Annotated in this window: 11 protein-coding genes and 1 pseudogene; 8 read left to right on the top strand and 4 right to left on the bottom strand. The window is 62.6% G+C overall.

Features of this window, described 5'->3' with window-relative positions; all coding sequences use genetic code 11:
* Positions 1-138: 138 nt before the first annotated feature.
* The 7 genes and pseudogenes from trxA (at position 139) to AC07XM_RS10740 (ending at position 6,255) form a co-directional block, all read left to right on the top strand.
* The gene (trxA, locus tag AC07XM_RS10770) at positions 139-468 is read left to right on the top strand and encodes a thioredoxin TrxA (RefSeq protein WP_016489757.1); all 330 of its coding nucleotides are present in this window, start codon (positions 139-141) and stop codon (positions 466-468) included.
* A 227-nt stretch (positions 469-695) separates the two neighbouring features.
* Positions 696-1,955 carry a transcription termination factor Rho gene (rho, locus tag AC07XM_RS10765; protein ID WP_003253661.1) on the top strand — a complete coding sequence of 420 codons (1,260 nt, stop codon included), beginning with the start codon at positions 696-698 and terminating at the stop codon, positions 1,953-1,955.
* Positions 1,956-2,168: 213 nt separating this feature from the next.
* Positions 2,169-2,489: pseudogene (locus tag AC07XM_RS10760) on the top strand (type II toxin-antitoxin system RelE/ParE family toxin).
* The gene (locus AC07XM_RS10755; RefSeq protein ID WP_016489756.1) at positions 2,486-2,800 is read left to right on the top strand and encodes an addiction module antidote protein; all 315 of its coding nucleotides are present in this window, start codon (positions 2,486-2,488) and stop codon (positions 2,798-2,800) included. Before AC07XM_RS10760 ends, AC07XM_RS10755 begins: the two are co-directional and overlap by 4 nt.
* Positions 2,801-2,923: 123 nt before the next feature.
* On the top strand, positions 2,924-4,390 hold the full coding sequence (ubiD, locus tag AC07XM_RS10750; protein WP_016489755.1) for a 4-hydroxy-3-polyprenylbenzoate decarboxylase: 1,467 nt from the start codon (positions 2,924-2,926) through the stop codon (positions 4,388-4,390).
* A complete protein-coding gene (locus AC07XM_RS10745; protein WP_016489754.1) occupies positions 4,390-5,358 on the top strand; it encodes a CDP-6-deoxy-delta-3,4-glucoseen reductase in 969 nt (322 codons plus the stop codon). The genes ubiD and AC07XM_RS10745 overlap by 1 nt, the downstream gene beginning before the upstream one ends.
* 246 nt (positions 5,359-5,604) lie before the next feature.
* Positions 5,605-6,255, top strand: a complete 651-nt coding sequence (locus AC07XM_RS10740; RefSeq protein WP_016489753.1) for a gamma-glutamylcyclotransferase — start codon at positions 5,605-5,607, stop codon at positions 6,253-6,255.
* A 33-nt stretch (positions 6,256-6,288) separates the two neighbouring features.
* Here AC07XM_RS10740 and AC07XM_RS10735 read toward each other — a convergent pair whose 3' ends face one another.
* Positions 6,289-7,266, bottom strand: coding sequence for an NADPH:quinone oxidoreductase family protein (locus AC07XM_RS10735; protein ID WP_023048874.1), 978 nt, complete (start codon positions 7,264-7,266; stop codon positions 6,289-6,291).
* A 157-nt stretch (positions 7,267-7,423) separates the two neighbouring features.
* On the opposite strand from AC07XM_RS10735, the gene AC07XM_RS10730 reads away from it, so the two are divergent.
* Complete coding sequence (locus AC07XM_RS10730; RefSeq protein WP_016489751.1) at positions 7,424-7,828, top strand: flagellar basal body-associated protein FliL; 405 nt, start codon at positions 7,424-7,426, stop codon at positions 7,826-7,828.
* A gap of 114 nt (positions 7,829-7,942) precedes the next feature.
* Here the strand turns inward: AC07XM_RS10730 and AC07XM_RS10725 are convergent, their stop codons facing one another.
* From AC07XM_RS10725 to AC07XM_RS10715, 3 genes are read right to left on the bottom strand one after another with little or no spacing between them, the layout of a single operon-like run.
* Positions 7,943-9,055: an ABC transporter permease gene (locus tag AC07XM_RS10725; protein ID WP_023048875.1), complete on the bottom strand. Its 1,113-nt coding sequence runs from the start codon at positions 9,053-9,055 to the stop codon at positions 7,943-7,945.
* A 1-nt stretch (position 9,056) separates the two neighbouring features.
* On the bottom strand, positions 9,057-11,777 hold the full coding sequence (rbbA, locus tag AC07XM_RS10720) for a ribosome-associated ATPase/putative transporter RbbA (protein ID WP_102689446.1): 2,721 nt from the start codon (positions 11,775-11,777) through the stop codon (positions 9,057-9,059).
* A complete protein-coding gene (locus AC07XM_RS10715) occupies positions 11,774-12,733 on the bottom strand; it encodes an HlyD family secretion protein (RefSeq protein ID WP_102689447.1) in 960 nt (319 codons plus the stop codon). The genes rbbA and AC07XM_RS10715 overlap by 4 nt, the downstream gene beginning before the upstream one ends.
* Positions 12,734-12,735: the final 2 nt, after the last annotated feature.

Here is a 12,735-nt window from a genome sequence, read left to right as displayed (position 1 = left end):
CTATGACGGCTGTATGACAGTTTCGATTCGCGGCGTCTTGCACAACTATAGTTACACTCAATCGTCCGCGGCTTCCTGTAGGCGGCGGGTGCGGCTATGATGGGCAACGTTTTTTTGCTTACGACCCTGGAGATATCCATGAGCAGCGATCTGATCAAACATGTCACCGACGCCACCTTCGAGGCCGAAGTCCTGAAAGCCCAAGGCCCGGTGCTGGTCGACTACTGGGCTGAATGGTGCGGCCCATGCAAGATGATCGCGCCAGTCCTGGACGACATCGCTACCACCTACGATGGCAAGCTGACCGTCGCCAAGCTGAACATCGACGAAAACCAGGAAACCCCGGCCAAGCACGGCGTGCGTGGTATCCCGACGCTGATGCTGTTCAAGAACGGCAACGTCGAAGCCACCAAGGTGGGCGCTCTGTCCAAGTCGCAGCTGGCCGCGTTCCTCGACGCTCACCTGTGATGTGAAAAAGCCCCGCAATTGCGGGGTTTTTCTTTTTCAGAGCACTAGACGCAGAAAAAAGCAAGTGTTACATTCGGCCTCGCACTGCTTTTTCAGTGCCCTCTACATGCCGTCGCCGAAGCATCCCTAATTCGAATCAGTACGCGATCCTGTCGCCATCTAGCGGCGCGGCCTCATTAAGCCAGAAGCTTAATTCTCCCTTCTTACATGATTACGTCACTCCCCTTATGAACCTGACTGAACTCAAGCAAAAGCCGATTACCGATCTTTTGGAAATGGCCGAACAGATGGGCATCGAGAACATGGCCCGTTCGCGCAAACAGGACGTGATTTTCGCCCTGCTGAAGAAGCATGCGAAGAGCGGCGAAGAGATTTCGGGTGACGGCGTGCTGGAGATTCTCCAGGATGGTTTCGGTTTCCTGCGCTCGGCTGATGCGTCCTACCTGGCCGGCCCGGACGATATCTACGTCTCGCCCAGCCAGATCCGCCGTTTCAACCTGCGTACCGGCGACACCATCGTCGGCAAGATCCGCCCGCCAAAGGAAGGGGAGCGTTACTTCGCTCTGCTGAAGGTTGATACCATCAACTTCGACCGTCCGGAAAACGCGAAGAACAAGATCCTGTTCGAAAACCTGACGCCGCTGTTCCCGAACAAGCGCCTGAAGATGGAAGCTGGTAACGGCTCCACCGAGGACTTGACCGGTCGCGTCATCGACCTGTGCGCCCCGATCGGCAAAGGCCAGCGTGGCCTGATCGTCGCCCCGCCAAAAGCGGGCAAGACCATCATGCTGCAGAACATCGCGGCCAACATCACCCGTAACAACCCCGAGTGCCATCTGATCGTCCTGCTGATCGACGAGCGCCCGGAAGAAGTAACCGAAATGCAGCGCACCGTGCGCGGCGAAGTGGTTGCCTCCACCTTCGACGAGCCGCCAACCCGCCACGTGCAGGTTGCCGAAATGGTGATCGAGAAGGCCAAGCGCCTGGTCGAGCACAAGAAGGACGTGGTCATCCTGCTGGACTCCATCACCCGCCTGGCGCGTGCCTACAACACCGTGATCCCGAGCTCCGGCAAGGTGCTGACCGGTGGTGTTGACGCCCATGCCCTGGAGAAGCCAAAGCGCTTCTTCGGCGCCGCGCGTAACATCGAAGAGGGCGGTTCGCTGACCATCATCGCCACCGCGCTGGTCGAAACCGGCTCGAAGATGGACGAAGTGATCTACGAAGAGTTCAAGGGCACCGGCAACATGGAGCTGCCACTGGACCGCCGCATCGCTGAGAAGCGCGTGTTCCCGGCCATCAACATCAACCGTTCCGGTACCCGCCGCGAAGAGCTGCTGACCGCCGACGACGAACTGCAGCGCATGTGGATCTTGCGCAAGCTGCTGCACCCGATGGACGAAATCGCCGCCATCGAGTTCCTGGTCGACAAGCTCAAGCAGACCAAGACCAACGACGAGTTCTTCTTGTCGATGAAGCGCAAGTAAGCTTCGCAGGCATCACGCAAAAGCCGGGGAAACCCGGCTTTTTGCTGTTTGTCACAAAAGACCGTTCGCCAGCACGCCGAACGAAGGCCAGCATGCTGCTTGTGGCGTGGGGGCCTGCCTGATCCAGGCATTTGCCTCCTGCCTCCCGAAGACCAGCGAAGCCGGGCTGGTTGATGAATCGTCACATGGATGTCTCTTATAAGGTACACTTGGATGTACGCAGTTCATCACGTTATATCCGCTAATGATGTGGATGTTTACCAGGCATGGCTGAACACCATTCGTGACACAAGGGTGAAGGCGCGAATCACTACAAGGGTCGACCGGGCGGCGCAGGGCCATTTTGGCGTGACCGAGCCAGTGGGTGATGGCGTGTTCGAGATGAAACTGGACTTCGGGCCAGGCTAGCGCGTCTATTACGCCATCTCCGGGCGGAAGATCATTTTCCTGCTCGGAGGTGGCACGAAAGACCGGCAGCAGGCGGATATTGATCAAGCCAGATCTCTGTGGCAGAGGCATAAGGTAGCGCTATGACCGGCACACGCTCGCATGAAGAAAGTGTTCTCGAAATGCTCCGCAAGGATGAGTCTTTCGCCATCGATTATCTTGCCGTTGCGCTTGAAGAAATAGATGAGCCTGGTGGCGCCGCAGGTTTTCTGACGGCGGTTCGACGCGTAGCGGAAGCGCGTGGTGGGATGGGTAATCTGTCCCAGGCCACGGGGCTTGCGCGTCCAAACCTCTATCGAGCCTTGGCTGCTGATGGGGACCCAAGATTATCGACTGTATTGAAGGTGCTGCAGGCCCTTGGAATCGGGTTGTCAAAGGTTGTATCGCATAATCGGTGAGGCGCAAGGTAAGCGTCCCGACCAAGGCGTGAAGCGGCCACCAATGCATTTTTGCCCCCAAACAATGCCCGAACGGCGCTACACTCTGCACCCCGACCGATACGGCCAACACGAGGCTTTTGCATGCAGTATCGCGACTTGCGCGACTTCATCCGTGGCCTGGAACAGCGCGGCGAGCTCAAGCGCATCCAGGTTCCGATCTCCCCCGTCCTGGAAATGACCGAGGTCTGCGACCGCACCCTGCGTGCGAAGGGCCCGGCATTGCTGTTCGAAAAGCCCACCGGCTTCGACATCCCGGTGCTGGGCAACCTGTTCGGCACCCCTGAGCGCGTGGCCATGGGCATGGGCGCCGAGTCGGTCGATGAACTGCGCGAAATCGGCAAGCTGCTGGCCTTCCTCAAGGAGCCCGAGCCCCCCAAGGGCCTGAAGGACGCCTGGTCGAAGCTGCCGATCTTCAAGAAAGTCGTGTCGATGGCGCCGAAAGTGGTCAAGGACGCGGTGTGCCAGGAAGTGGTGGTCGAGGGTGACGATGTCGACCTCGGCGCACTGCCGATCCAGCACTGCTGGCCAGGCGACGTGGCGCCGCTGATCACCTGGGGCCTTACCGTTACCCGTGGCCCGAACAAGGACCGCCAGAACCTGGGCATCTACCGCCAGCAGGTCATCGGCCGCAACAAGGTCATCATGCGCTGGCTCAGCCACCGTGGTGGTGCCCTCGATTACCGTGAGTGGTGCGAGAAAAACCCCGGCCAGCCGTTCCCGGTTGCCGTGGCCCTGGGGGCTGACCCGGCGACCATCCTGGGTGCCGTGACCCCGGTGCCGGACACCCTCTCCGAGTATGCCTTCGCCGGCCTGCTGCGCGGCAACCGCACCGAGCTGGTCAAATGCCGTGGCAGCAACCTGCAAGTACCGGCCACCGCCGAGATCATCCTGGAAGGGGTGATCCACCCGGGCGAAATGGCACCGGAAGGCCCGTACGGCGACCACACGGGCTACTACAACGAGGTGGACAGCTTCCCGGTGTTCACCGTCGAGCGCATCACCCACCGGCAGAAGCCGATCTACCACAGCACCTACACCGGGCGCCCGCCTGATGAGCCTGCCATTCTCGGTGTGGCGCTGAACGAAGTGTTCGTGCCGATCTTGCAGAAGCAGTTCCCGGAAATCACCGACTTCTACCTGCCGCCTGAAGGCTGCTCGTACCGCATGGCGGTGGTGACCATGAAGAAGCAGTACCCAGGTCACGCAAAGCGCGTGATGCTGGGTGTATGGTCGTTCCTGCGACAGTTCATGTACACCAAGTTCGTTATTGTCACCGATGACGATATCAACGCCCGTGACTGGAACGATGTGATCTGGGCCATCACCACGCGCATGGACCCCAAGCGTGATACGGTGATGATCGACAACACGCCGATCGACTACCTGGACTTCGCGTCGCCGGTATCGGGGTTGGGGTCGAAGATGGGCCTGGATGCCACGCACAAGTGGCCGGGCGAGACTACACGCGAATGGGGACGGGTCATCGTCAAGGATGAAGCCGTGACCCGCCGTATCGATGAGCTGTGGGATCAGTTGGGAATAGATTGATGCAGGTAACGTTGCAGCCGTCCGGGGCGGTGCTGGCGCTGGAACCCGGGGAACGGATCCTGGATGGAGCGCGGCGGTTGGGCTATGACTGCCCGAATAGCTGCCGCAATGGCAATTGCCATGTCTGCGCCGCGTTGTTGGTCGAAGGGCGGGTACGCCAGGGCGGCGAAGTCCGTGACCATGGCGAGCTGTTTACCTGTATTGCCGAGCCGCTGGAGGACTGTGTGTTGCTCTGGGATGGTGTGCTCGCCTTGGGCGAGCTGCCGGTGCGCAAGCTGGCGTGCAGCGTCACTGAGTGCGTCGAGGTGGGTGGCGATGTCTGGCGGGTGCGCCTGCGTGCGCCTGCTGGCAAGCCCTTGCGTTACCACGCCGGGCAGTACCTGATGATCGAGCGCGAGGGCGGCAAGCCTGCCGCGTTCTCGCTGGCCTCAGCACCTCACGCCGGCCGTGAGCTGGAGCTGCACGTGCTGGCGCGGGAACCCAGCGCATTGCAACTGATCGAGCAGCTCAGGCGTGACGGGCTGGCGCGCATCGAAATGCCGTTTGGCGACACCCACCTGGCTGAGCTGCCCGACGGCCCGTTGGTCTTGATTGCCGCCGGCACCGGCATGGGCCAGATGCACAGCCTGCTCGAGCACTGCCGAGCCAACGGTTTCAAGCACCCGGTACACCTGTACTGGGGGGTGCGCCGGCCCGAAGACTTCTACCAGATCGAGCACTGGGACGAATGGCAGCGTTTGCCCAACCTGTTCCTGCACCAGGTCGTCAGTGACCTGTGCGGTTGGGAGGGGCGCTGCGGCATGTTGCATGAGGCGGTCTGCGAGGACATCGCCGACCTCAACACCGTGCATGTGTATGCGAGCGGCTCACCGAACATGATCTACGCCACCCTCGACGCCCTGGTCGACGCCGGCATGGATGCACATCGCATGCGTGCGGATGTGTTTGCCTACGCGCCACGCGGTTAATAACCGAAGTTGGAACAAGTGGGTATAAGGCGGTAATTGTTACCGCCTTGGCCAATAACTTTCACCGTTGCTGAAACAGTACTTCCCCAGTCGTCGGAACCGCGCATTAAAGTCTTGCTCAAGGGCTTGAGTATTCCTCTATTTCTGTCCTATGGTTAGTGCAAGGCCCTTGGCACAAGGCTTGGGGCCGCACCTTGATCGCACCTCGCTACATCCGTAGTTCACAGGGATAAATGGCGGCAGCTTATGTCGGCACTTGAAAGTATGTCTTGGCAAGTTTCGTATCCTCCGGCACTCGACTTCGGTCAGCAACATACTCGCGACCAGTTGTTCAACTCCATGAAGACGACCATGTCTCGGCATCAGGGCGGGCCGGTGTGGCTGTTTGCCTATGGTTCGCTGATCTGGCGCCCGGAGTGCAATTCAGTGGAGCGCCAGCGTGCACGGGTGCATGGCTATCACCGTGGCTTGTACCTGTGGTCGCACGAACATCGCGGTACACCGGAAACCCCCGGCCTGGTGTTTGGCCTGGACCGCGGTGGTTCCTGCAGCGGTTTTGCCTACCGGCTGGATGAGAGCAACCTGGACGATTCGCTGATGGCCCTGTGGCAACGCGAGATGCCGTACCCGGCCTATCGGCCGCACTGGCTCAATTGCCGGCTGGGCGACGGCAGCAAGGTGCAGGCCTTGGGCTTTGTGCTGGAACGGCATTTGCCGTGCTATGCCGGCAACCTGCCGGACACCTTGCTCAGCCAGATCCTGGCCAGTGCCAAAGGGCGTTATGGCACCACCCGCGACTATGTCGAGCAGACCTTGAACGCATTGCGCAGCCACCAGATGCCTGATCGCAACCTGGAGGCGCGGTTCAGGCGTTGCCATAACCTGCGTGAAGTTTGAATTTTTGGGGCCGCTGTGCGGCCCCAGAAAAAATCAATGCATCAGCACCACCAACTTACCCACAGCCTGCCGCTGCCCCAGTTTCTCGATGGCAGCCCCAGCCTCGGCCAGTGGATAAGTCTGCGACACCAGCGGCTTCAACTTACCTTCGGCATGCCAGGCAAACAGCTGCTTGAAATTGGCCGCATTATCCTCGGGCTGGCGCTGTGCGAACGCGCCCCAGAACACCCCCAGCACCGCCGCGCCTTTGAGCAGCACCAGGTTGGTCGCCAGTTGTGGAATGCTGCCGCTGGCAAACCCCACCACCAGCAGCCGGCCATTCCATGCCAGCCCGCGCACTGCCTGTTCGAACAGCTCGCCGCCGACCGGGTCGTAGATCACGTCCACACCCTGGCCGCCGGTCAGGCGCTTGATTTCCTCGCGCAGGCTGGCCTGGCTGTAATCGATCAGTTCATCTGCCCCGGCAGCCTTGGCCACGGCCAATTTTTCGGCACTGCTGGCCGCCGCGATCACCCGCGCACCCATGGCCTTGCCGATTTCCACCGCCGCCAGACCGACCCCGCCGGATGCGCCCAGTACCAGCAGCGTCTCGCCTGCTTGCAGTTGGCCGCGCTGGCGCAGGGCGTGCATCGAGGTGCCATAAGTCATGCCAAACGCCGCAGCGGTGGTGAAGTCCATGCTCGCCGGGATCGGCAGCACGTTGTAGAACGGCACTGCCACCTGCTCGGCGAACGAACCCCAGCCGGTGAGTGCCATGACCCGGTCGCCGACCTTGAACGCGCCGGCTTTTTCGCCCACTGCTGCCACCACGCCCGCAGCTTCACCGCCGGGGGAAAACGGTAGCGGTGGCTGAAATTGGTATTTGCCCTCGATGATCAGGGTGTCGGGAAAGTTGACACCGGCGGCCTGCACATCCAGCAGGATCTCGGTTTTCTTCGGCAGCGGGCTGGCCACGTCTTCCAGTACCAGATCGCGCGCCGGACCCAGGGTTTTGCACAACACAGCTTTCATCGGGGCTATTCCTTTGCGGGTAGTGGCCGATAAGTGTAGGAGGGCCGCTTGCCGGGTCAACGAGCATGGCCCGCCCTGATGAGCCGGCATAAGCCCGGGCTTGGGTTTGAGCGGCGTGCTGGGTAAGCTGGCGCCAACTGTATTGAGGAGCGAATTCGTGAAAGCGTGGATCTTGATGGTGCTGGCGCTGCTGTTGCCGGCTGCGGCCATGGCCGAAGAAGCCAAGGAAGGGGCGCCCAAGGTTGCCTACATCAGCCTGAGCCCACCCTTTGTGGGCAACTATGCCCTCGACGGCGGCCCACGGCTGCGCGTGTACAAGGCCGATGTGGCCCTGCGCGTGACCGGCGACGAAGCGGCCAAGGCGGTAAAGCACCACGAACCGCTGATCCGCAACCAGCTGGTGGCACTGTTCACCCAGCAGACCGTGGACAACATGAGCAATGTCGAGGCCAAGGAACACCTTCGCCAGGAGGCGCTGAAGCAGGTGCAGCAGGTGCTGGAAGCGGAAGAAGGCAAGCCGATCGTCGAGGACCTGCTGTTCAACAACCTGATCGTGCAGTGATCAATGTGGGAGCGGGCGAGCCCGCGAAGCAGGCGGCGCGGTGAATGGCACTGGCTTCGCCGGTGTTCGCGGGCTTGCCCGCTCCCACAGTTGCCGACCATAGATCCTGAGGTGTCATGAGGCCAGGCTACGGCGAAACCGCGCCAGGGCGACGCTGAAAAACACCAGGCCTATCAGCGCCAGCGCCAGGATATCCGGCCACACGACTGTCCACCCGGCATCCCGGAACAGGATCGCGGTACCCAGGCTGACGAAGTGCGTCGACGGCGACCCCTGCATCACCCATTGCAACCACTGCGGCATGCTGTCCAGGGGTGTGCTGCCGCCAGACAACAACAGCATCGGGATGATCACCGGGATCGCCAGCAGGCCGAACTGCGGCGTCGAGCGTGCCAGGGTGGCCAGGAAGATGCCCAGCGCGGTACTGGCAAACAGGTAAAGCGTAGTCACGGCCAGGAACAGCCCCATCGAGCCGGACAGTGGCACGCCCAGTGCGCCTTTCACCACCACCACCAGCGAAACCCACGTGCAGATCACCACCACCAGCGCGTTGCTGCCGATCTTCGCCAGCATGATTTCCAGTGCGGTGAGCGGCAGCACCAGCAGGTGGTCGAGGGTGCCATGTTCACGCTCGCGCAGCAGTGCGGTGCCAGTGAGGATGATCGCCAGGATGGTGATGTTGTTGACGATCTGGATCACCGCCAGGAACCAGCCCCCCTCAAGGTTGGGGTTGAACAGCGCCTTGGGGTTGATCAGCACCGGGCTTTGCACGTTGCCACGCTGGGTGTAGTCGAGCAGTTCACGCTCGAAGATGCGCCCGATGTAGCCGGCGCCCATGAATGCCTGGCTCATGGCCGTGGCGTCGACGTTGATCTGCAGCTCCGGCGAGCGCCCGGCCAGCAGATCGCTCTGGAAGTTCACCGGCACATTGATCACGAAGGTGTACTCGCCGCTGTCCATGGCCTGGTCCAGGCGTTCTGCGGGCAGCGGTACGGCGGGCTGGAACTCGGGCGGTTGCAGGGCTTCGGCCAGTTTGCGCGACAGCTGGCTGTGGTCTTCGTCGACGACCGCTACGCTGGCGTTGTGTACGCCAATCACCGAGCCGGCCGCCGGCATGTAGATCGCCACGCTAAAGGCATACAGCAGGAACAGCAGCAGTACGCTGTCATGGCGCAGGCTGGTCAGTTCTTTCAGGCCCAGGCGCAGGGTGTGGTTCAGGCGCGACATGTCAGGCCTCCTGCTTCTTCAGCATGGCCAGGCTCAGGCCGGTAAACACCGCGAAGAAGCCCAGCAGGATCAGGCACTGCGGCCATAGCTCGCGCAGCCCCAGCGCCTTGGTGAAGGTGCCGACCGCGATATCGAGAAAGTAGCCCGCCGGGAACAGCTGACCCATCACCGCCGCTGCGCCGTCCAGTGACGAGCGCGGCACGATCAGCCCGGAAAACTGGATGGTCGGCAGGCTGGTGATGATCATGGTGCCCAGGATGGCTGCGATCTGGGTGCGGGTGAAGGCCGAGATCAGCAGGCCCAGGCTGGTGGTGGCCAGCAGGTAGGCCACGCCACCACAGGCCAGGGCCAGCACACTGCCTTTGAGCGGCACGGCAAACAGCCAGCGGTTCATTGCCACCAACAGCGCCAGGTTGACCAGGCTCACGGCCAGGTAAGGCACCTGCTTGCCAAGCAGGAACTCCAGGCGGGTGAGGGGTGTGGCGTAGAAGTTGGTGATGGAGCCGAGTTCTTTTTCGCGGACAATGCCCAGCGCGGTGAGCATGGCCGGAATAAAGGCCAAAATCAGCGCCATCACGCCCGGGCCGATGGCATTTACGCTGACCACGTCCTGGTTGTAGCGAAAACGCGTTTCCAGGCGCACCAGGTCCTGGCGCGGCTGCGGCTGGGGGTTGGCCTTTGCCAGTTGCTCAAGGTTGGCCTGGTGCACGGCTTCCACGTAGTTGCGGCTGGTTTCTGCACGGAACGGCATGCCGCCGTCGAGCCAGGCCGCCACCACCGGTTGGCGCCCGGCGTACAGGTCGCGGCCAAAGCCGGGCGGGATCTCCAGCGCCAGTTTGATTTCCGAACGTTGCAGGCGTTGATGCATCTCGCGGCTGTCACGGATCGGCGCCTGTTCGGCAAAATAGCGTGAGCCACGGAAGGCTTCGAGGTAGGCCCGGCTTTGTGGGCTCTGGTCCTGATCGTGCACGGCGAAGGCAAGGTTTTCCACATCCAGCGAAATGCCGTAGCCGAAGATCACCATCATGAACAGCGCGCCCAGCAGGGCGAAGGCCAGGCGCACCTTGTCACGCAGCAGCTCCTTGCCCTCACGGCTGGCCACCGCCAGCAGGCGGCGCAGGCTGAAGCCCTGACGCAGTGGCGGGGCGGCCGTGGCTGCCTGCTCCAGCACGGCGTTATCTGCGGCTTGCGGCGCGAGCTCCTGGGCCTGCTCCAGGCAGCGCACGAACGCATCCTCCAGGGTGTCGCCCTGGTACTGGCGCTGCAGGGCATCGGGCGTGTCGCAGGCCAGTACCCGGCCGGCATGCATCAACGAGATGCGGTCGCAGCGCTGGGCTTCGTTCATGAAATGGGTTGAGAGGAAAATGGTTACGCCCTGTTCGCGTGATAGTTCAACCAGCAGGCGCCAGAAGTCGTCCCGAGCGGCGGGATCGACGCCGGAGGTTGGTTCGTCGAGAATCAACACTTCCGGGCGGTGCAGCACCGCCACCGCCAACGACAGGCGCTGGCGCAGGCCAAGGGGCAGGGCGCCGGAAGGTTGATCAGCGATAGCAGCGAGGTCGAAGCGCGCGATCAGCTCATCGATGCGCGGGGTGCTCTCGGCTTTGGGCAAGTCGAACAGGCGGGCATGCAAGGCCAGGTTCTGTCGGGTGCTGAGCTCGCCATAAAGCGAGAAACTCTGCGACATGAAACCGACCCGCTTACGCGTGGCCAGGTCACTGGCGTCCACCGGGCGCCCCAGCAGGCTGGCGCTGCCCTCGCTGGCCGGCATCAAGCCGGTGAGCACCTTCATGGTGGTGGTCTTGCCGCAGCCGTTGGAACCGAGAAAGCCGAAGATCTCGCCACGGCCAATGGCGAAACTGACCTTGTCTACCGCCGTGAAATCGCCAAAGCGCAGGGTCAGGTCGTGGGCCTCGATGGCGACCGGGCTGTCTGTGGCCGGGCGCGGTGGGATGCGCAAGGGTTGATGCTGCGCCTTGCCCGCGCCCTGGTAGTGGGTGAAGGCGTCGTCCAGCTTGCCGCTTGGGGTGACGGCAGCCAGTTCGTGGCTCGGGCCTGCGGCCAGCAGGTGGCCGCCATCGAGCATCAGGCAATGCTCGAACTGTTCGGCCTCTTCCATGTAGGCGGTAGCCACCAGCAGGGTCAGCTGCGGGCGCTGTGCGCGAACCTGTTCGACCAGCTCCCAGAAGCGCCGACGCGACAGCGGGTCCACGCCGGTGGTGGGTTCGTCGAGGATCAGCAGGTCCGGCTCGTGGATCAGCGCGCAGCACAGCCCCAGCTTCTGCTTCATGCCACCCGACAGCTTGCCGGCCGGCCGCTTGGCAAAGCGTTGCAGGTCGGTGGCCTGCAGCAGGTTGGCCATGCGCTGTTCGCACTCGCGGCGGCCCAGCCCGAACAGGGTGGCGAAAAAGCGAATGTTCTCGCTGATCGACAGCTCCGGGTACAAATTGTTACCCAGCCCCTGTGGCATGAACGCCACTTTCGGGTACAGCGCCGCGCGATGACGCCGCTGGCGGATCGAGCCACCCAGCACCTGCAGTTCGCCCTGTTGCAGGCGTTTGACGCCTGCAATCAACCCCAGCAAGGTTGATTTACCGGCGCCATCAGGGCCGATAAGCGCGCAGCGGGTGCCTGCAGGCAGGCTGAAATCGAGGGTGTGCAGGGCCACCAGGTCGCCGTAGCGGTGGCTGATGCCCTCGGCCAGCAGTGCCGGGGCGTTCATTGCAGGTTGGCCGGCCAGTCCACCTCAGCCCTGCGCACATACCCAGCGCCGGGCATGCCCGGTTTGGCCTGCGGCACGGCGCCTGGGTCGGTCAGGCGAAGCTTGACCCGGAACACCAGCTTTTGCCGCTCGTCGCGGGTTTCTACCTGTTTGGGGGTGAACTGGGCCTTGGCGGCGACAAAGGCCACCTTGGCCGGCAAGGCACGTTCGGGCAGGGCGTCCAGCACGATGCGCGCCTGGTCACCTACGGTCAGCTGGCCGCTGGTGGACGCTGGGAGGTACAGGTTCATGTACTGGTCGCTGGGGTCGATCAGCATCAGCACGCGGCCGCCGGCACCCAGCACTTCACCGGGCTCGGCCAGGCGCAGCTGGATAATGCCGTTGATGGGCGCACGCAAGCTGCTGTCGTCGATTTCGCTGGTGAGCTGCGCCACCTGTGCCTCGGCGGCACCGATGGCAGCCTTGATCGCTGCCAGTTGGGCGCGGGCGGCGACCACGGCGGCGTTGGCAGTGTCAAAGCGTGCCTGTTGCTGGTCGAGTAACTGCTGGCTCGCGTATTTGCGCTGGAAAATTTCGCGCACGCGCTTGAGCTCCTGGCTGGCCAGCAACAGCTCGCTTTGACGCAGTTGCACGCTGGCCTGGGCGGCGGCGTAGTTTTCCCGGGCGCGCAGCACTTCGGCTTCGGCCTGGCTGCGCTGGGCTTGCATGGTGCGGGTGTCGATGCGCGCCAGCAACTGGCCGCGGGTAACCTTGTCACCTTCGTCGACCAGCACTTCTGCCAGGCGACCGGGGACTTTACTGGCAATCTGGACTTCGGTGGCTTCGAGGCGGCCGTTGCCCATACTCAGTCCTTCGGGCAACTGGTCGTGGAGCGACTTCCAGTACCCCAGCCCTCCGGCTGCAGCGAGCAGGGCGATCAGCGCGGTGGCGAAGATTCTGGGGGCGTATCGGTTCATCG

The organism is Pseudomonas sp. GW460-LB5, from assembly GCF_059423245.1.
This window is presented reverse-complemented; position numbering and strand designations above follow the sequence as displayed.